We start from the raw sequence: 16,916 nt of genomic DNA, 5'->3' as shown, positions 1-16,916 counted from the left end.
TCCGCCCCACGCCTCTTACCAGACAGGAACCCCATGTCGAACCCGCACGCCACCTTCGAGGCCACCAAGACCTCGTTCCACGTCGAGGCCTACGAGAAGATCGCGTACTCGTTGTCGTACGTCGACGGCGTCTTCGCCGTCGAGAACACCGTCCTGGCGGACAGCTACCGGGCCTACGGGCGGTGCCTGATGGTGGTCGATGAGACCGTCCACGGGCTCTACCGCGAGCAGATGGAGCGGTACTTCGACCACCACGGCATCGCGTTGACCGTCTTCCCGGTGCGCATCAAGGAGCCGGACAAGACGCTGCGCACGCTGGAGAGCATCGTGGACGCGTTCGGCCGCTTCGGTCTGGTGCGTACCGAACCGGTGCTGGTGGTCGGGGGCGGCCTGACGACCGATGTGGCCGGCATGGCGTGCGCTACGTTCCGGCGGGCCACCAACTACATCCGGATCCCCACCACCCTGATCGGGCTCATCGACGCCAGCGTGGCCATCAAGGTGGCGGTCAACCACGGGTCGTACAAGAACCGGTTGGGCGCCTTCCACGCCTCCCAGCAGGTGCTGCTGGACTTCTCCTTCCTGCGCACGCTGCCGATCGAGCAGGTCCGCAACGGAATGGCCGAGATGCTGAAGATCGCAATCGTCGGCAACGGCTCGATCTTCGACCTGCTGGAGAAGTACGGCGAGGACCTGCTGGTCACCCGGTTCGGCCACCTGGACGGGACGCCGGAGCTGCGCGAGATCGCTCATCGGGTCACCTACGACGCGATCAACACGATGCTCGAGCTGGAGGTGCCCAACCTGCAGGAGCTCGATCTGGACCGGGTCATCGCCTTCGGGCACACCTGGAGCCCGACGCTCGAGCTCACCCCGACCGTGCCCTACTTCCACGGTCACGCGGTGAACCTCGACATGGCCTTCTCCACGACGTTGGCGGAGCAGCGTGGCCTGATCAGTGTCAGCGAGCGCGACCGGATCTTCTGGTTGATGAGCAGGATCGGGCTCACGCTGGACAGCCCGCACCTCACTCCGGAGCTGCTGCAACGCGGCACCGAGTCGATCGTGCAGACCCGCGACGGGCTGCTGCGCGCGGCCGTACCCCACCCGATCGGCACCTGCGACTTCATCAACGACCTGCCCGAGTCCGAGATGCGCACGACCCTGGAGGTGCACCGGGAGCTGTGCCGGCACTACCCGCGGGATGGAGAGGGTGAGGACATGTTCATCGACTCCCGCGCTCGTGAGGCCACCGACCGGGTCGCCGGCTGACGTGGCGGTCCCCGCCCGTTCGACGGCGTACGCCGCCGGCGCCGCGCGGCCGGTCACTCCGGTCGCGATCGCCGCGCGCGAACTCGCCCGACTGGTGCAGCAGGCGGAGGCGGGATCGGTCGGGTCCGGCCTGGGGCAGGAGTGGCTGGCGCAGTTGCGCGAGTGCCGCGACCTCGTCGCGGGCATCGACCCCTATCTCGAACGGTGCACCACCCCCGAGTCGCCGGACCTGCAGGCACTGGCCCGGCATACGCGCGAGGTGGACTGGGCGACGGGCCCGGGCGCAGGTCATTTGGAGCAGGAGATGCTCTCCGGGCACGTGGAGGGTCAGTTGCTGAAGATGCTGATCCACCTGACGCGGGCCCAACGGGTCCTGGAGATCGGCATGTTCACCGGCTACTCGGCGCTCGCGATGGCCGAGGCCCTCGGCCCGGACGGGCGCGTCGTGGCGTGCGAGATCGACGAGTACGTCGCCGGGATCGCTCGCGAGTGCCTGTCCGCGTCGCAGGCCGGGCACAAGGTGAGCGTGCGGATGGGTCCCGCCCTGGAGACCCTGGCGCAGGCCGCCCGTGCCGGGGAACGCTTCGACCTGGTCTTCGTCGACGCGGACAAGGGCGGGTACTCGGGCTACCTCAACGCGGTGCTCGAGCTGGACCTCCTCAGCCCGCACGGCGTCGTCTGCGTCGACAACACCCTGATGCAGGGTCAGCCGTACCTGGACCGCTCACCCACCCCGAACGGGGAGGACATCGCCGCGTTCAACCGCGAGGTCGCGGGTGATCCGCGGGTCGAGCAGGTGCTGGTGCCGCTGCGCGACGGGCTCACGCTCATCCGCCGCGTCGACCGGTGATGCGGTCCGTCATGTCCCACCGAGCCACCCAGGAGAGTCGTCATGGACACCGTCGCTGTAGGACCGGTCGGCATCAGGGTGGGTGGCCTTCCGCTGGTGGGGATCGACCCCGCCACGGTCGCAGCATTGCAGGGTCTGCTCGCCGAGCACGGGGTGCTCGTACTGCCCGACCAGCGGATCGACGATGCGACCTTCGTCGCCTTCCTCAGGGCGTTCGGGCAGCTGACCTTCTCCACCGGTGAGACCCCGGTGCGGGGGTACGACGACCTCAACCTCATCAGCAACGTCGGGCGGGACGTGCCGCCCAAGAGCACGTTCCATGTCGACACCAGCTACGTCAGCAGACCGCCCGCGTACACCGCGTTGCGAGCGGTGCAGATCCCGAGCGCCGGCGGTCAGACGCTCTTCAGCAACCAGTACCGCGCGTACGACACCCTTCCCGACGACGTGAAGGACAGGCTGCGAGGCCGCACCATCACGCACGTGGTCACCGGCCTGGATCTCGGACCGGACGACGAGACCTCGGCCGAACACCCGATCTTCCGCGAGCACCCGGTGTCCGGGCGCACGTCGCTCTATCTGACGACGGCCGCGCGCTGCCGGTCGATCAGCGGGATGGGGGAGGACGAGACGCGCGAGACGGTGCGGTACCTGCTCGAGCACTCCACCCGCGAGGACAACCTCTACCGGCACGTATGGTCGCCGGGCGATGTGGTCATGTGGGACAACGGCTGCGTGCTGCACCGCGCCGACCATGACGGCGTGGTGGGCGATCGCGTGATGCACCGGGGGATGGTGGCGGACTACCCGCGGCGGATCGCGGCGTGACCGGTGCGGCCCGCGCCACCCTGAGGACCCTCGGCACGCTGACCCTGCTCCAGGTCGTGCTGCCGCTCAATCTCGCGGTGACCGGCGTGCAACTGGTACGTCGGCGGCGCGAGGACGCGGCGCCGGCGCCGCTCACCGTGGCCCGGACGATCCTGATCAGCGGCGGCAAGATGACCAAGGCCCTGGCGCTCGCCCGGGCGTTCCACCGTGCGGGGCACCGGGTGGTTCTGGTCGAGACCGCCACCTATCGCTACACAGGGCACCGTTTCTCGCGCGCCGTCGACCGGTTCTACACGGTGCCCGCCCCGGGTGGACCCGGCTACACCGACGCGCTGCTCGAGATCGTCCGTGCCGAGGGCATCGACGTCTACGTCCCGGTCTGCGCCCCGGCGGCGAGCTACCCGGACGCGGTCGCCGGAGAAGTGCTCTCGGCGTACTGCGAGGTGCTGCACGGCACGCCGGAGGTCATCGCGCGACTGGACGACAAGTTCGAGTTCTCGGCCATGGCCACGGAGGTGGGCCTCTCGGTGCCCGAGTGCCACCGCATCACGTCGCCCCAGCAGTTGCGCGACTTTGACTTCGGCTCGCGCGCGACGCCGTTCATCCTGAAGAGCCTCGCCTACGACCCCGTCAACCGCCTCGACCTGACCCGGCTGCCGACCGCGACGCCGGAGCAGCTCGAGGAGTTCCTGGCGGACAAGCCCATCTCGGAGGCCAACCCGTGGATCCTGCAGGCCTTCATCGCCGGGGACGAGTACTGCACGCACAGCACCGTGCGCGGCGGCCGCGTGCAGGTGTACTGCTGCTGTCCGTCGTCGGCCTTCCAGATCAACTACGAGATGGTCGACAAGCCGCAGATCCGTGACTGGGTGGGCCGGTTCGTCCTGGCCCACGCGTTGACCGGGCAGGTCTCCTTCGACTTCATCGAGGCGCCGGACGGGCAGGTCTACGCCATCGAGTGCAATCCGCGGACCCACTCGGCGATCACCATGTTCTACGACCACCCGCAGCTCGCCGACGCCTATCTGCAGGACGGCCACCCCGTGGTGACGCCGCTGCCGTCCAGCCGGCCGACGTACTGGATCTACCACGAGGTATGGCGACTGCTCACCCGGCCGGGCGACGTGCCGGGAAGGCTGCGGACCATCGCGCGCGGCAAGGACGCCATCTTCGACGCGGCCGACCCGCTGCCGTTCCTGCTCGTGCACCACCTGCAGATCCCGTCCCTGCTGCTGCACAACCTGGTGCGGCTCAAGGACTGGATCCGGGTCGACTTCAACATCGGCAAGCTGGTGCAGGCGGCGGGGGACTGATGGCCCTGCGCGTACTGCACCTGGCGGGCTCGCCGGTGAGTGGGTTCTACGCCGACCTTTCGCGGCTCTACGCCGCGGATGCCCTTGTCGCCGTAGCCGATCCGGACCTCTATGAGTTCGTGGTGGCGTACGTCGCCCCGGGTGGTCACTGGTGCTTCCCGACCGACCTGAGTCCGGAGGCCATCGCCGCCGCACCGTCGATGACGCTCGGCGAGGCGCTGCACCACCTGGCGTCGTGGGAGATCGACGTCGCGCTGCCGCAGCTGTTCTGCATCCCGGGGATGACGTCGTACCGCGCCTTGCTCGACGTGCTCGCCATCCCGTACGTCGGCAACACCCCGGACGCGATGGCGCTGGGCGCCCACAAGGCCCGCGCTCGCGCGGTCGTCGCCGCAGCAGGGGTGAACGTGCCGGCGGGAGAGGTGCTGAGGCCCGGTGAGCGGCCCACCATCGCCACCCCCTCCGTCGTCAAACCGGTCGACGCCGACAACTCCCTCGGCATCGGACTCGTGCGCGAGCCGGGGGAGTACGACGACGCGCTCGCCGCCGCGTTCGAGCACGCCGACGAGGTGCTGGTCGAGTCCTATGTCGAACTCGGCCGCGAGATCCGCGTCGGGCTGGTCGAACGGGACGGGGAGCTCATCGGGCTGCCGCTCGAGGAGTACAGCGTCGATCCCGACACCAAGCCGATCCGCGACCACGCCGACAAGATCGGCGCGGTCGCGGAAGGCGGTCTGAAGCTGATGGCCAAGGACGCCGAGCACGCGTGGATCGTCGATCCGACCGACCCCCTGACCGGGCGTGCCCAGGAGGTCGCGCGTCGCTGTCACCGCGCGATGGGCGCCCGGCACTACAGCCTCTTCGACTTCCGCATCGACCAGCACGGCGAACCGTGGTTCCTGGAGGCCGGGCTGTACTGCTCGTTCGCGCGGACGAGCGTGGTCGCGGTGATGGCCGCAGCGGCTGGCCTCGACCTGCCGGAGTTGTTCGCGACGGCGATCGCCGAGGCCCTGGATCGCCCGGTTCAGTAGGCGATGCGGCCGGCGCGGTCGTGGAACTCGCCGGTCGGCCCGTCCTGGTCGATGGTGGCGAGCGCGACGGTGGCGTCCGTGCCCTCGGTGACGGTCTGGTGGCCGCTGTGCGCGTTGAAGTCGGTGTCGGTGTAGCCCGGATCGGACACGTTGACCCGCATGTCCGGCAGGTTCTTCGCGTACTGCACGGTCAGGGCGACGACGGCGGCCTTGGACGCCGCGTACGGCACCGCCAGAACCGGGTACTCGTCGTGCTCGGGGTCCTGCAGGTAGCGGGGCCATCCGACACCGGACGCGACGTTGACGATCACGGGGTTCGCGGATTTCCTCAGCAGCGGCAGGGCGGCCTGGGTGACCCGCACGATCCCGGTCACGTTGGTATCGAGCACCGAAGCCATTGCGGCCGCGTCGAGGTCGTCCACGCCGTACGCCGTGCCCAGGATGCCCGCGTTGTTGACCAGCACGTCCAGCTCGGGCAGTTCGGTGAACGCCGCCTGCACCGAGGCGCTGTCGGTGACGTCCAGCCGTACGACGCGGGCGCCGATGGCACGGACGGCGTCACCGTCGTCGGGGTTGCGCAGGCCGGCGTAGACGGTGTGGCCGGCGTCGATGAGGCGGCGCGCGGTCTCCAGCCCGAGGCTGCGGCCTGCTCCTGTGATCAATGTCGTGGTCATGCCTCCACGCTGCGCCCCGTTCCTCCCACGTGGGTACGCCCTGCCGGTACCAGTCAGCGCACCGCGCCAGCGAGCATCATGGGAGCGTGGACGAGTTCGCCGAGGTGCTGCGCGCGTGGCGCGACCGGATCGGTCCCCGCGAGGTGGGGCTCCCGCCAGGCGCTGGGAGGCGCGCTCCCGGCCTGCGGCGTGAAGAGCTCGCGACCCTCGCCGGTGTCAGCGTCGAATACCTGGTCCGGCTGGAGCAGGGCAGGTCCCGGCACCCCTCCCCGCAGGTCGTCGGCGCGCTGGCCCGAGCCCTGCGCCTCACCGACGGTGAACGGGACCATCTCTACCGCCTGAGTGGTGCCGCCGTGCCGTCGGACACCCTGGTCTCGCGGCACATCGCCCCCGGGGTGCAGCGCCTGCTCGACCGACTCGGCGACGTCCCGATCGGCGTGCACTCGGCCGCATGGGATCTGCTCTGGTGGAATCCGCTCTGGGCCGCGCTGACCGGCGACCCGTCGGGGCTGCGCGGTGTGGAGCGCAACGTCGCCTGGCGCCACTTCATGAAGGCGCCCGGCGTCATCGACTTCGACGACGAGCACGCCGAGGAGTTCTCCGACGATCTCGCTGCGGATCTGCGCGAGGCCGCCGGTCGCTACCCCGACGACCCCGGCCTGGCCGCCCTGATCGCCCGGCTGCGCGCCGAGTGCCCCGACTTCGAGCTCCGCTGGAGCCGGGCGCACGTCGCGCGGCACCGGTCCAGCACCAAGACCGCGACGTCGACCCCCGTGGGTCCGATCGCCATCGACTGCGACGTCCTCACCGTGCCCGGCGCCGATCTGCGCATCGTCGTCTACACCGTCGCGCCGGGATCGCAGGACGCCTCGAAGCTCGCCCTCCTGGACGTCGCCGGCACCCAGACACTGACGTCCTGATCGCGCCCGGTCGCACGGGACACTGGCGGGTATGGACGGGCTGTCGCTGAGCAGGCGGTATTTCGAGGACGTCGTACGACCGGTCCTGCATGCCCGGTGGCCACGACTGCCGTACGCGGCCGCGCGGATCGGGGGCGGGTCGGAGGTGGTCGGTCGCGACGATGAGATGTCGCGCGATCACGACTGGGGCCTGCGTCTCACCCTGCTGGTCGACGCCGCCCTCGTCACCGCCGCGGACCGACATCTCGAGGCGGAGCTTCCGGACGTCGTGCTCGGGTACCCCGTCCGGTTCGCGATGACGTCCGATCCGTCGATCCGGCACCGCGTCGAGGTCGCGGACCTGCACGACCTGCTCATCGGCCGGCTGGGTTTCGATCCTGTCCGCGCACCCGTCGGCCTGCTGGACTGGCTGTCGCTGTCCGGTCAGGCTGCCCTGGAGGTCGTGGGCGGTGAGGTGTTCACGGACAGCGTCGGTGACCTGGGCGCCGCCCGCAGCGCCCTCGCCCGGTATCCCGATGACCTGCGGCAGTGGCTCGTCGCGTGCGGATGGCGACGGATCGGGGAGGAGCTGCCGTTGATGGGCCGGTGCGGTCTGCAGGGCGACGAGCTTGGTTCGCGGGTGCTGGCGGGGCGATTGGTGGATGCCGCGATGCACCTCGGGTTCCTCCTGGAGCGGCGGTGGGCGCCGTACCCGAAATGGCGCGGCGCAGCGTTCGGGGAGCTCCCGCGAGCGGCGCACGCGGGTCCCGCACTCCTGGAGTGCCTGGCCGCCACCACTTGGGAGGGCCGGGAGTCGCACCTGTGCCGGGCACTCGCGGTCCTGCACGACATCGGTCGTGAGGCGGGGCTGCCAGGTGTCGAGCAGCCGCTGGTGGCGTTCCACGACCGGCCGTTCCGCACCGTCTCCGCCGATTTGGTCGAGGCCCTGACCATGGGGATCGCCGATCGGGGGATCCTGGCGCTCCCGGTGCGCGTCGGCTCGGTCGAGCAGTGCACCGACGACGTCCTCGTGCTGCTGAGCGCCCGGCGGCGTCGCGCGATGGCGGCGGCGCTCTACGGACTCTGACTCACGGCGCGCCCCGGGTGTCGAGCGGGGCGGTCGAGACGCCGTGGATCACCGGCCGCAGGAGACGACCGCCGCGCGAAGGGCCCAAGCAGGTGACACGAGCACTGCTGCGTGCGGCAGGTCACGCGTCGCGACGGCTGCTCGATTTGGCACCTGCCGGGCCCTCTGGCAGACTGTTCTGGTTGCTTGACGCGCGGGCGTCGGCAGGTGCACGGCGCTGGTTCGTTCCGGTTCGTGAAGCATCGACCGATCCCGCCGCCCCGAAAACGTACGACGTGCAGCCGTTCACGGTAGGCGCGCGGCGGGTGAGGGAAGCGCAGGCGGGGTCCCACCGGATCCAAGGCCACCCACGGGTAAGCAGTTCTGTTCCAGGCGTGCATGCGGCGTCAGGGCGACACACCCGAGCGCGGGGGTCGGAGGAACGGCAGGGCACAACAGTTCTTTTCACAGCACGATGACGGCGAGAGAGAGACGCACTCAGATGGCGGGACAGAAGATCCGCATCCGGCTGAAGTCGTATGACCACGAGGTCATCGACAGCTCGGCGCGCAAGATTGTCGACACGGTGACCCGTGCCGGCGCAACGGTGGTCGGCCCCGTGCCGTTGCCGACGGAGAAGAACGTCTTCTGCGTCATCCGTTCGCCGCACAAGTACAAGGACAGCCGCGAGCACTTCGAGATGCGCACGCACAAGCGGCTCATCGACATCATCGACCCGACCCCGAAGGCCGTCGACTCGCTCATGCGTCTCGACCTGCCGGCGGACGTCAACATCGAGATCAAGCTCTAGATCGGTAGGTGACTCATCCATGACACACACGACTGAGCGCTCCGTGAAGGGCGTCCTCGGCAAGAAGCTCGGCATGACCCAGATCTGGGATGCCGACAACCGACTCATCCCGGTCACCGTGGTCGAAGCCGGCCCCTGCGTCGTGACGCAGGTACGCGGTGACGGCGAGGGGTACCACGCGGTCCAGCTCGCCTACGGCGAGATCGACCCGCGCAAGGTGACCAAGCCGATGCTCGGACACTTCGAGAAGGCCGGGGTCACCCCCCGCCGCCACCTCGTGGAGATCCGCACCGCGGACGCCGCCGACTACCAGCTCGGCCAGGACGTCACCGCGGAGACCTTCGGCGACGGACAGGTGGTCGACGTGATCGGCCGCACCAAGGGCAAGGGCTTCGCCGGCGTCATGAAGCGTCACGGCTTCCACGGCGTGAGCTCCTCGCACGGCTCGCACAAGAACCACCGCAAGCCGGGCTCGATCGGTGGCTGCGCCACCCCGGGTCGTGTCTTCAAGGGCATGCGGATGGCCGGCCGGATGGGCGGCGAGCGTCAGACCACCCAGAACCTGACCATTCACGCGGTCGACGCCGAGCGCGGCGTACTGCTCATCAAGGGTGCCGTCCCCGGCCCCAAGGGTGGGCTCGTGCTGGTGCGCACTGCGGCCAAGTCAATCGAGAAAGGCGCCTGAGGTCGATGACTTCCGTTGACATCCAGACCCCCGCCGGCGCGACCGACGGCACGGTCGAGCTGCCCGCCGAGATCTTCGACGTGGCGACCAACGTGCCGCTGATCCACCAGGTCGTCGTCGCGCAGCTCGCTGCCGCACGCCAGGGCACGCACTCCACCAAGACCCGCGGTGAAGTCCGCGGTGGTGGTCGCAAGCCCTACGCCCAGAAGGGCACCGGCCGCGCCCGCCAGGGTTCGACCCGCGCACCGCAGTTCGCCGGTGGTGGCGTCGTCCACGGCCCGCAGCCGCGCGACTACAGCCAGCGCACCCCGAAGAAGATGAAGGCCGCCGCCCTGCGCGGGGCCCTGTCGGACCGGGCCCGCCACGGCCGCATCCACGTCTACACCGGACTGGTCGAGGGCGACGTGCCCTCCACCCGCACGGCGGCGACGCTGCTCGGCAACGTGAGCGAGCGCAAGAACCTGCTGGTGGTGCTCGGCCGTGACGAGCGCAACGCGCTGCTCTCGGTGCGCAACCTGGAGGCCGTGCACACGCTGTACGCCGACCAGCTCAACACCTACGACGTGCTCTGCGCTGACGACCTGGTCTTCACCAAGTCCGCGCTCGATGCCTTTCTTGCCGGACCGCTGCAGGCCGCCAAGCTCACCACGCAGGAGGACGCGAAGTGACCAGCCGGATCCACATCAAGGACCCCCGCGACATCCTGCTGAAGCCGGTCGTCTCGGAGAAGTCGTACGCCCTGATGGACGAGGGCAAGTACACCTTCGTGGTCGACCCGCGCGCCAACAAGACCGAGATCAAGATCGCCGTCGAGAAGGTCTTCGACGTCAAGGTCTCCTCGGTCCACACGCTGAACCGCAAGGGCAAGACGCGTCGTACCAAGGCCGGTCTCGGCAAGCGCAAGGACACCAAGCGCGCGATCGTCTCCCTCAAGGAAGGTGCGATCGACATCTTCGGTGAGGTCGGCTCCGCCGGCTGACCCGCGAGACACGTTGTCGCACATAGGACTTAGAGGGACAAGGACGTAAGGACGTAAGTATGGCTATCCGCAAGTACAAGCCGACGACGCCGGGCCGGCGTGGGTCGAGCGTGGCGGACTTCGTCGAGGTGACGCGCTCGACACCGGAGAAGTCTCTGGTGCGCCCGCTCGCCAAGACCGGTGGTCGCAACTCCTCGGGACGCATCACCACCCGGCACATCGGTGGCGGTCACAAGCGCGCCTACCGGGTGATCGACTTCCGTCGCTCCGACAAGGACGGGATCCCCGCCAAGGTCGCGCACATCGAGTACGACCCCAACCGCACGGCGCGCATCGCGCTGCTGCACTACGCCGACGGCGAGAAGCGCTACATCGTGGCGCCGAACCGCCTCAGCCAGGGCGACCTGGTGGAGAACGGTCCGTCGGCCGACATCAAGCCCGGCAACAACCTGCCGCTGCGCAACATCCCGACCGGTACGGTCCTGCACTGCATCGAGCTTCGGCCCGGTGGCGGCGCGAAGATCGCCCGCTCGGCCGGTGCTCGCGTGCAGCTCGTTGCCAAGGACGGCCCGTACGCCCAGCTACGCATGCCCTCCGGTGAGATCCGCAACGTCGACGTCCGCTGCCGCGCCACCATCGGTGAGGTCGGCAACGCCGAGCAGAGCAACATCAACTGGGGCAAGGCCGGCCGGATGCGCTGGAAGGGCAAGCGCCCGACCGTCCGCGGTGTCGCCATGAACCCGGTGGACCACCCGCACGGTGGTGGTGAGGGCAAGACCTCCGGTGGTCGCCACCCGGTCAGCCCCTGGGGACAGGCCGAGGGCCGTACCCGCCGCCCCAACAAGGAGAGCGACAAGCTCATCGTGCGTCGCCGTCGAAAGAAGCGATAAGCCATGCCACGTAGCCTGAAAAAGGGTCCCTTCGTCGACGACCACCTTCAGAAGAAGGTCGATGTCCAGAACGAAGCCGGCACCAAGAACGTCATCAAGACCTGGTCCCGCCGGTCGATGATCACCCCCGACATGCTCGGCCACACGCTGGCCGTGCACGACGGTCGCAAGCACGTCCCGGTCTTCGTGACCGAGTCGATGGTCGGCCACAAGTTGGGGGAGTTCGCACCGACTCGCACCTTCAAGGGTCACGAGAAGGACGACCGGAAGGGGCGCCGCCGCTGACGGCGGGGTAATCAACGATGTCGAACACAGAGACGATTTCTGAAGGGAGCGCGATGCAGGCCACAGCTTCGGCCCGGTACGTCCGGGTCACGCCGCAGAAGGCCCGCCGAGTCGTGGACATGATCCGCGGCAAGCAGGCAGGCGAAGCCATCGCCGTGCTCACGTTCGCCCCGCAGACGGCGAGTGAGCCGGTGCTGAAGGTGCTTCGCAGCGCCATCGCCAACGCCCGCGTCACCGCCGACAAGCACTCGCAGGCATTCGACGAGCGCACCCTCGTGGTCAGCGCCGCGTACGTCGACGAGGGCCCCACGATGAAGCGGTTCCGCCCGCGTGCACAGGGTCGGGCCAGCCAGATCCTCAAGCGCAGCAGCCACATCACCGTGCAGGTCACCCAGCCGGATTCGCAGGAAGGACGGCGATAACCATGGGTCAGAAGGTCAACCCGAACGGTTTCCGCCTCGGCATCACCACCGAGCACAAGAGCCGCTGGTATGCCGACAGCAACAAGGCCGGCCAGCGCTACCGCGACTACGTCAAGGAAGACGTGGCCATCCGCCGCCTCATGTCCAAGGGCATGGAGCGCGCGGGCATCAGCCGCGTCGACATCGAGCGCACCCGTGACCGGGTCCGCATCGACATCCACACCGCGCGTCCCGGCATCGTCATCGGTCGCCGCGGCGCCGAGGCCGACCGGCTGCGTGGCGAGCTGGAGAAGCTCACCGCCAAGCAGGTGCAGCTGAACATCCTCGAGGTCAAGAACCCCGAGGCGGACGCTCAGCTGGTCGCGCAGGGCATCGCCGAGCAGCTCTCGGCGCGGGTCAACTTCCGCCGCGCCATGCGCAAGGGCATGCAGTCCAGCCAGCGCGCCGGTGCCAAGGGCATCCGGGTGATGGTCTCCGGTCGTCTGAACGGCGCCGAGATGAGCCGCACCGAGTTCTACCGCGAGGGCCGCGTCCCGCTGCACACGCTGCGCGCGAACATCGACTACGGCTTCTACGAGGCCAAGACGACGTTCGGTCGCATCGGCGTCAAGGTCTGGATCTACAACGGTGACCTCACCGCCAAGGAACTGGCACGCGAGCAGGCCGCCGCGCCGTCGCGTCCGGCCCGCCGGCGTGACGACCGTGGTCCGCGCACCGACCGTGGTGGCGACCGGGGCGCGAGCCGTCCCCGCCGCGACGACGCACCGGCTGCCGGGCAGACCGCCGCGGCACCCGCGACCGACGCTCCCGCGCCGACCTCCGAGGGGGTGCAGGCCTGATGTTGATTCCCCGTCGCGTCAAGCACCGTAAGCAGCACCACCCCGGTCGCAGCGGTGCCGCCAAGGGCGGCACCCGCGTCACGTTCGGTGACTTCGGCATCCAGGCTCTCGAGCCCGCCTACGTCACCAACCGGCAGATCGAGTCCGCTCGTATCGCCATGACCCGTTACATCAAGCGAGGCGGAAAGGTGTGGATCAACATCTACCCCGACCGCCCGCTGACCAAGAAGCCGGCCGAGACCCGGATGGGTTCCGGTAAGGGTTCGCCCGAGTGGTGGATCGCCAACGTCAAGCCCGGACGCGTGATGTTCGAGCTGTCCGGTGTGTCCGAAGACGTCGCACGCGAGGCCATGCGCCTGGCGATGCACAAGTTGCCGATGAAGTGCCGCTTCGTCGCACGTGAAGGTGGTGACTTCTGATGGCTACCGGTTCCAAGGACCTCATGCCGAAGGCGCTGCGTGAGTTCGACGACGCGCGTCTCGACGAAGAGTTGGGCAAGGCCAAGCAGGAGCTGTTCAATCTGCGGTTCCAGTCCGCGACCGGTCAGTTGGAGAACAACTCCCGGCTGCGCGCGGTCCGCAAGGATATCGCCCGGCTCTACACCGAGATGCGCGAGCGCGAGCTCGGCATCGGCCAGGCGCCCGCCGACGAGTCCGACTCGAAGGTGAGCTGACATGAGCGAGAACACGCAGGAGAAGACCGTGACCGATGACGAGCGCAACTACCGCAAGACGCGGCAGGGCTATGTCGTGAGCGACAAGATGGACAAGACCGTCGTGGTCGAGGTCGAGGACCGCGTCAAGCACGCGCTCTACGGCAAGGTCATCCGCCGCACCACCAAGATCAAGGCGCACGACGAGGCCAACGACTGTGGTGTCGGCGACCGTGTCCAGATCATGGAGACCCGCCCGTTGTCAGCGCACAAGCACTGGCGCATCGTGCAGATCCTCGAACGAGCGAAGTAACCCAAAAACCACTAGTTCCGCAAGGCTCACCGCTGCGCGGTGAGAACCAGTGAGACGACAGGAGAAAACCAGTGATCCAGCAGGAGTCGCGACTTCGCGTCGCCGACAACACCGGTGCCAAGGAGATCTTGTGCATTCGGGTTCTCGGCGGCTCGGGCCGTCGCTACGCCGGCATCGGTGACACGATCGTGGCGACCGTCAAGGACGCCATCCCCGGTGGCAACGTCAAGAAGGGCGACGTCGTCAAGGCTGTCATCGTGCGCACCCGCAAGGAGCGCCGCCGGGCCGACGGCTCGTACATCCGATTCGACGAGAACGCAGCGGTGATCCTCAAGGGCGACGGTGACCCCCGGGGCACCCGCATCTTCGGCCCGGTGGGCCGCGAGCTGCGTGAGAAGCGCTTCATGAAGATCATCTCGCTGGCCCCGGAGGTGCTCTGAACCATGGCGTTGAAGAAGAAGGTGGCGGCTCCCACGAAGCCGACCATGAAGATCAAGAAGAACGACCTGGTCCAGGTCATCAGCGGTCGTTCGCAGAAGAACGGCGGTGACAAGGGCAAGCAGGGCAAGGTCATCGCGGTGTTCCCCGAGAACGGTCGGGTGCTTGTCGAGGGCATCAACCGGGTGACCAAGCACGTGCGTGCGGGCCAGCCCGGTGGCGGCTCCGGCGGCATCGAGGTCGTGGAGGCGCCGATCCACGTGAGCAACGTGGCCGTGGTCGACCCCGAGACCGGCAAGCCCACCCGCATTCGGACCCGCGTCGAGCAGGTCGAGCGTGACGGGCGCACCAAGACCGTCCGTACCCGCGTCGCGGTGCGTTCCGGAAAGGACCTGTGATGACTGCTTCTGCTACCGAGACCACGACGGCATCGGCATCGTCGACGCCCCGCATGAAGGCGCGCTACCACGCCGAGATCAAGTCGGCCCTGCGCGAGCAGTTCGACTTCGGCAACGTGATGCAGGTGCCCGGCGTCGTGAAGGTCGTCGTCAACATGGGAGTGGGCGACGCAGCCCGCGACTCCAAGCTCATCGACGGTGCCATCAAGGACCTCGCCGCGATCACCGGCCAGAAGCCGGCGGTCACCCAGGCCCGCAAGTCGATCGCGCAGTTCAAGCTGCGCGAGGGCATGCCGATCGGCGCGCACACCACGCTGCGCGGCGACCGCATGTGGGAGTTCCTGGACCGCCTCGTCTCGGTCGCGCTGCCGCGCATCCGTGACTTCCGTGGCCTGTCGCCCAAGCAGTTCGACGGCAACGGCAACTACACCTTCGGCCTCACCGAGCAGTCGGTCTTCCACGAGATCGACCAGGACCGCATCGACCGGGTCCGCGGGATGGACATCACGGTCGTGACGACCGCCAGCAACGACGACGAGGGCCGGGCGCTGTTGCGCGCACTGGGCTTCCCGTTCAAGGAGAACTGACCCGTGGCCAAGACCGCCCTAGTCAAGAAGTCCGAGCGCAAGCCGAAGTTCGCCGTCCGCGGCTACACCCGGTGCCAGCGCTGTGGCCGTCCGCACGCGGTGTACCGCAAGTTCGGCCTGTGCCGGATCTGCCTGCGTGAGATGGCGCACCGTGGCGAGCTGCCCGGTGTCACCAAGAGCTCCTGGTGAGCTCGACGTACGTCGAACAACTTCCCGTCGTGGCCCGCACCGATGCGCGCCATGACATCACTACGAACTACACCGTAGGTCGGCCGCGGACATCCCGTGGCCCCGAAACCGCGGTGAGGAAGGGCAGAGCAGCCCAATGACCATGACCGATCCGATCGCGGACATGTTGACGCGGGTCAGGAACGCCAACTCGGCGCACCACGACTCCACGTCCATGCCGTTCTCGAAGTTGAAGTCCCACATCGCCGAGATCCTGCAGGCCGAGGGCTACATCGGTGGCTTCCGGGTGGAGGACGCCGAGGTGGGCAAGACCCTCATCATCGACCTGAAGTACGGGCCCAACCGGGAGCGCTCCATCGCGGGCGTCCGGCGGGTGTCCAAGCCGGGTCTGCGTGTCTACGCCAAGTCCACGAACATGCCCCGCGTGCTCGGTGGCCTCGGCGTTGCGATCGTGTCCACGTCCTCCGGTCTGTTGACCGACCGGCAGGCAGCAAACAAGGGCGTTGGCGGGGAAGTCCTCGCCTACGTCTGGTGACCAGGAACTAAGGAGGAATCAACGATGTCTCGAATCGGACGTCTCCCCGTTCCGGTCCCGGCCGGAGTCGATGTGTCGATCGACGGTCGCACCGTCAACGTCAAGGGTCCCAAGGGTCAGCTCGACCTGACGCTGCCCGAGCCGATCACGGTCGCCCAGGACGACGGTGTGCTGCAGGTGTCACGCCCCAACGACGAGCGCGAGTCCCGCGCCCGCCACGGTCTGACCCGCAGTCTCATCAACAACATGGTCGTCGGTGTCACCGAGGGCTACACCAAGAAGCTGGAGATCCACGGCACCGGTTACCGCGTGGTCGCGAAGGGTTCCAACCTGGAGTTCGCTCTGGGCTACAGCCACTCGATCACCGTGACCGCCCCCGAGGGCATCTCCTTCGCCGTCGAGAACCCCACGCGGTTCTCGGTCACCGGCATCGACAAGCAGCTCGTCGGCGAAGTGTCGGCGAACATCCGCAAGTTGCGCAAGCCCGACCCGTACAAGGCCAAGGGCGTTCGCTATGAAGGCGAGCGCATCCGCCGCAAGGTCGGAAAGGCTGGTAAGTAAGCCATGGCAAAGATCATCAAGCGCTCCACGAGCAAGCAGGCTGCCCGGGCACGTCGTCACTTCCGGTTGCGCAAGCGCATCTCCGGTACGACGCAGCGTCCCCGGCTGGTCGTCTCCCGCTCCTCGCGTCACGTGTTCGTCCAGGTCGTCGACGACACCGTCGGCAAGACCGTGGCGTCCGCCTCGACCATGGAAGCGGATCTGCGCAGCTTCGACGGTGACAAGACCGCAAAGGCCAAGCAGGTCGGCCAGCTGGTCGCCGCCCGCGCCAAGGAGGCCGGCGTGGAATCCGTCGTCTTCGACCGCGGAGGCAACAAGTACGCCGGCCGTGTCGCAGCGATCGCCGACGGCGCCCGCGAGGGTGGCCTGACCCTGTGATGGCTGCCATGACCGAACTTG

26 protein-coding genes are annotated in these 16,916 nt (G+C 68.3%); 25 read left to right on the top strand and 1 reads right to left on the bottom strand.

Annotated features, from left to right (window positions below; all coding sequences use genetic code 11):
- The first annotated feature begins 33 nt into the window (after nucleotides 1–33).
- The 5 genes from J4030_RS10065 to J4030_RS10045 are packed head-to-tail and all read left to right on the top strand — an operon-like array spanning nucleotide 34 to nucleotide 5,294.
- Nucleotides 34–1,272, top strand: coding sequence for a sedoheptulose 7-phosphate cyclase (locus J4030_RS10065; RefSeq protein ID WP_208049097.1), 1,239 nt, complete (start codon nucleotides 34–36; stop codon nucleotides 1,270–1,272).
- 1 nt (nucleotide 1,273) lies between these two features.
- On the top strand, nucleotides 1,274–2,122 hold the full coding sequence (locus J4030_RS18500) for a class I SAM-dependent methyltransferase (protein ID WP_208049096.1): 849 nt from the start codon (nucleotides 1,274–1,276) through the stop codon (nucleotides 2,120–2,122).
- Between the two features lie 42 nt (nucleotides 2,123–2,164).
- Nucleotides 2,165–2,950, top strand: coding sequence for a TauD/TfdA family dioxygenase (locus J4030_RS10055; protein ID WP_208049095.1), 786 nt, complete (start codon nucleotides 2,165–2,167; stop codon nucleotides 2,948–2,950).
- Nucleotides 2,947–4,263 (top strand): hypothetical protein, encoded by a 1,317-nt coding sequence (locus J4030_RS10050; RefSeq protein WP_208049094.1) that lies wholly within the window; start codon nucleotides 2,947–2,949, stop codon nucleotides 4,261–4,263. The genes J4030_RS10055 and J4030_RS10050 overlap by 4 nt, the downstream gene beginning before the upstream one ends.
- A complete protein-coding gene (locus J4030_RS10045; protein ID WP_208049093.1) occupies nucleotides 4,263–5,294 on the top strand; it encodes a hypothetical protein in 1,032 nt (343 codons plus the stop codon). The genes J4030_RS10050 and J4030_RS10045 overlap by 1 nt, the downstream gene beginning before the upstream one ends.
- Here the strand turns inward: J4030_RS10045 and J4030_RS10040 are convergent.
- A complete protein-coding gene (locus J4030_RS10040; protein ID WP_208049092.1) occupies nucleotides 5,288–5,968 on the bottom strand; it encodes an SDR family NAD(P)-dependent oxidoreductase in 681 nt (226 codons plus the stop codon). The genes J4030_RS10045 and J4030_RS10040 overlap by 7 nt on opposite strands.
- A gap of 86 nt (nucleotides 5,969–6,054) precedes the next feature.
- On the opposite strand from J4030_RS10040, the gene J4030_RS10035 reads away from it, so the two are divergent.
- The 20 genes from J4030_RS10035 to rplR all read left to right on the top strand — a co-directional run bounded on the left by J4030_RS10035 (nucleotide 6,055) and on the right by rplR (nucleotide 16,895).
- The gene (locus J4030_RS10035; protein WP_208049091.1) at nucleotides 6,055–6,888 is read left to right on the top strand and encodes a helix-turn-helix transcriptional regulator; all 834 of its coding nucleotides are present in this window, start codon (nucleotides 6,055–6,057) and stop codon (nucleotides 6,886–6,888) included.
- 31 nt (nucleotides 6,889–6,919) lie between these two features.
- Complete coding sequence (locus J4030_RS10030; RefSeq protein ID WP_208049090.1) at nucleotides 6,920–7,954, top strand: DUF4037 domain-containing protein; 1,035 nt, start codon at nucleotides 6,920–6,922, stop codon at nucleotides 7,952–7,954.
- Between the two features lie 481 nt (nucleotides 7,955–8,435).
- Nucleotides 8,436–8,744 (top strand): 30S ribosomal protein S10, encoded by a 309-nt coding sequence (gene rpsJ, locus J4030_RS10025; protein WP_012867945.1) that lies wholly within the window; start codon nucleotides 8,436–8,438, stop codon nucleotides 8,742–8,744.
- A gap of 19 nt (nucleotides 8,745–8,763) precedes the next feature.
- Nucleotides 8,764–9,429: a 50S ribosomal protein L3 gene (gene rplC, locus J4030_RS10020; RefSeq protein WP_208049089.1), complete on the top strand. Its 666-nt coding sequence runs from the start codon at nucleotides 8,764–8,766 to the stop codon at nucleotides 9,427–9,429.
- Between the two features lie 5 nt (nucleotides 9,430–9,434).
- Nucleotides 9,435–10,097, top strand: a complete 663-nt coding sequence (gene rplD, locus J4030_RS10015) for a 50S ribosomal protein L4 (protein WP_208049088.1) — start codon at nucleotides 9,435–9,437, stop codon at nucleotides 10,095–10,097.
- A complete protein-coding gene (gene rplW / locus J4030_RS10010) occupies nucleotides 10,094–10,408 on the top strand; it encodes a 50S ribosomal protein L23 (RefSeq protein ID WP_307864645.1) in 315 nt (104 codons plus the stop codon). Before rplD ends, rplW begins: the two co-directional genes overlap by 4 nt.
- A gap of 59 nt (nucleotides 10,409–10,467) precedes the next feature.
- The gene (gene rplB / locus J4030_RS10005) at nucleotides 10,468–11,298 is read left to right on the top strand and encodes a 50S ribosomal protein L2 (protein WP_179482583.1); all 831 of its coding nucleotides are present in this window, start codon (nucleotides 10,468–10,470) and stop codon (nucleotides 11,296–11,298) included.
- A 3-nt stretch (nucleotides 11,299–11,301) separates the two neighbouring features.
- Nucleotides 11,302–11,583 (top strand): 30S ribosomal protein S19, encoded by a 282-nt coding sequence (gene rpsS, locus J4030_RS10000; RefSeq protein WP_179482581.1) that lies wholly within the window; start codon nucleotides 11,302–11,304, stop codon nucleotides 11,581–11,583.
- 53 nt (nucleotides 11,584–11,636) lie between these two features.
- Nucleotides 11,637–12,005: a 50S ribosomal protein L22 gene (gene rplV / locus J4030_RS09995; protein WP_179482579.1), complete on the top strand. Its 369-nt coding sequence runs from the start codon at nucleotides 11,637–11,639 to the stop codon at nucleotides 12,003–12,005.
- A 2-nt stretch (nucleotides 12,006–12,007) separates the two neighbouring features.
- Nucleotides 12,008–12,844 (top strand): 30S ribosomal protein S3, encoded by an 837-nt coding sequence (gene rpsC / locus J4030_RS09990; RefSeq protein ID WP_208049087.1) that lies wholly within the window; start codon nucleotides 12,008–12,010, stop codon nucleotides 12,842–12,844.
- Nucleotides 12,844–13,263: a 50S ribosomal protein L16 gene (gene rplP / locus J4030_RS09985; RefSeq protein WP_179482575.1), complete on the top strand. Its 420-nt coding sequence runs from the start codon at nucleotides 12,844–12,846 to the stop codon at nucleotides 13,261–13,263. The genes rpsC and rplP overlap by 1 nt, the downstream gene beginning before the upstream one ends.
- A complete protein-coding gene (gene rpmC / locus J4030_RS09980; protein ID WP_208049086.1) occupies nucleotides 13,263–13,517 on the top strand; it encodes a 50S ribosomal protein L29 in 255 nt (84 codons plus the stop codon). The genes rplP and rpmC overlap by 1 nt, the downstream gene beginning before the upstream one ends.
- Nucleotide 13,518: 1 nt before the next feature.
- Entirely contained in the window at nucleotides 13,519–13,809 is a 291-nt protein-coding gene (rpsQ, locus tag J4030_RS09975) for a 30S ribosomal protein S17 (RefSeq protein ID WP_208049085.1), read from the top strand.
- A gap of 71 nt (nucleotides 13,810–13,880) precedes the next feature.
- Nucleotides 13,881–14,249, top strand: coding sequence for a 50S ribosomal protein L14 (gene rplN, locus J4030_RS09970; protein ID WP_145229687.1), 369 nt, complete (start codon nucleotides 13,881–13,883; stop codon nucleotides 14,247–14,249).
- 3 nt (nucleotides 14,250–14,252) lie between these two features.
- Complete coding sequence (rplX, locus tag J4030_RS09965) at nucleotides 14,253–14,645, top strand: 50S ribosomal protein L24 (RefSeq protein WP_243763149.1); 393 nt, start codon at nucleotides 14,253–14,255, stop codon at nucleotides 14,643–14,645.
- A complete protein-coding gene (rplE, locus tag J4030_RS09960; protein WP_208049084.1) occupies nucleotides 14,645–15,232 on the top strand; it encodes a 50S ribosomal protein L5 in 588 nt (195 codons plus the stop codon). The genes rplX and rplE overlap by 1 nt, the downstream gene beginning before the upstream one ends.
- A 3-nt stretch (nucleotides 15,233–15,235) precedes the next feature.
- Nucleotides 15,236–15,421: a type Z 30S ribosomal protein S14 gene (locus J4030_RS09955; protein WP_179482566.1), complete on the top strand. Its 186-nt coding sequence runs from the start codon at nucleotides 15,236–15,238 to the stop codon at nucleotides 15,419–15,421.
- A 136-nt stretch (nucleotides 15,422–15,557) separates the two neighbouring features.
- Nucleotides 15,558–15,956 carry a 30S ribosomal protein S8 gene (gene rpsH, locus J4030_RS09950; RefSeq protein ID WP_179482564.1) on the top strand — a complete coding sequence of 133 codons (399 nt, stop codon included), beginning with the start codon at nucleotides 15,558–15,560 and terminating at the stop codon, nucleotides 15,954–15,956.
- Nucleotides 15,957–15,980: 24 nt separating this feature from the next.
- The gene (gene rplF, locus J4030_RS09945; protein ID WP_208049083.1) at nucleotides 15,981–16,517 is read left to right on the top strand and encodes a 50S ribosomal protein L6; all 537 of its coding nucleotides are present in this window, start codon (nucleotides 15,981–15,983) and stop codon (nucleotides 16,515–16,517) included.
- Between the two features lie 3 nt (nucleotides 16,518–16,520).
- Nucleotides 16,521–16,895 (top strand): 50S ribosomal protein L18, encoded by a 375-nt coding sequence (gene rplR, locus J4030_RS09940; protein ID WP_208049082.1) that lies wholly within the window; start codon nucleotides 16,521–16,523, stop codon nucleotides 16,893–16,895.
- Nucleotides 16,896–16,916: the final 21 nt, after the last annotated feature.

It is taken from the genome of Allobranchiibius sp. CTAmp26 (assembly GCF_017565405.1).
Classification (GTDB): domain Bacteria; phylum Actinomycetota; class Actinomycetes; order Actinomycetales; family Dermatophilaceae; genus Allobranchiibius.
Note: the sequence above shows the minus strand (reverse complement) of the source record. Positions and strands in the feature narration are given on the sequence as shown.

Coding starts and splice junctions, on each gene's coding strand:
- J4030_RS10065 (WP_208049097.1), top strand. CDS start 34: ATGTCGAACCCGCACGCCACCTTCGAGGCCACCAAGACCTCGTTCCAC.
- J4030_RS10055 (WP_208049095.1), top strand. CDS start 2,165: ATGGACACCGTCGCTGTAGGACCGGTCGGCATCAGGGTGGGTGGCCTT.
- J4030_RS10045 (WP_208049093.1), top strand. CDS start 4,263: ATGGCCCTGCGCGTACTGCACCTGGCGGGCTCGCCGGTGAGTGGGTTC.
- J4030_RS10040 (WP_208049092.1), bottom strand. CDS start 5,968: ATGACCACGACATTGATCACAGGAGCAGGCCGCAGCCTCGGGCTGGAG.
- J4030_RS10030 (WP_208049090.1), top strand. CDS start 6,920: ATGGACGGGCTGTCGCTGAGCAGGCGGTATTTCGAGGACGTCGTACGA.
- rpsJ (WP_012867945.1), top strand. CDS start 8,436: ATGGCGGGACAGAAGATCCGCATCCGGCTGAAGTCGTATGACCACGAG.
- rplC (WP_208049089.1), top strand. CDS start 8,764: ATGACACACACGACTGAGCGCTCCGTGAAGGGCGTCCTCGGCAAGAAG.
- rplD (WP_208049088.1), top strand. CDS start 9,435: ATGACTTCCGTTGACATCCAGACCCCCGCCGGCGCGACCGACGGCACG.
- rplB (WP_179482583.1), top strand. CDS start 10,468: ATGGCTATCCGCAAGTACAAGCCGACGACGCCGGGCCGGCGTGGGTCG.
- rpsS (WP_179482581.1), top strand. CDS start 11,302: ATGCCACGTAGCCTGAAAAAGGGTCCCTTCGTCGACGACCACCTTCAG.
- rplV (WP_179482579.1), top strand. CDS start 11,637: ATGCAGGCCACAGCTTCGGCCCGGTACGTCCGGGTCACGCCGCAGAAG.
- rpsC (WP_208049087.1), top strand. CDS start 12,008: ATGGGTCAGAAGGTCAACCCGAACGGTTTCCGCCTCGGCATCACCACC.
- rplP (WP_179482575.1), top strand. CDS start 12,844: ATGTTGATTCCCCGTCGCGTCAAGCACCGTAAGCAGCACCACCCCGGT.
- rpmC (WP_208049086.1), top strand. CDS start 13,263: ATGGCTACCGGTTCCAAGGACCTCATGCCGAAGGCGCTGCGTGAGTTC.
- rpsQ (WP_208049085.1), top strand. CDS start 13,519: ATGAGCGAGAACACGCAGGAGAAGACCGTGACCGATGACGAGCGCAAC.
- rplX (WP_243763149.1), top strand. CDS start 14,253: ATGGCGTTGAAGAAGAAGGTGGCGGCTCCCACGAAGCCGACCATGAAG.
- rplE (WP_208049084.1), top strand. CDS start 14,645: ATGACTGCTTCTGCTACCGAGACCACGACGGCATCGGCATCGTCGACG.
- rpsH (WP_179482564.1), top strand. CDS start 15,558: ATGACCATGACCGATCCGATCGCGGACATGTTGACGCGGGTCAGGAAC.
- rplF (WP_208049083.1), top strand. CDS start 15,981: ATGTCTCGAATCGGACGTCTCCCCGTTCCGGTCCCGGCCGGAGTCGAT.
- rplR (WP_208049082.1), top strand. CDS start 16,521: ATGGCAAAGATCATCAAGCGCTCCACGAGCAAGCAGGCTGCCCGGGCA.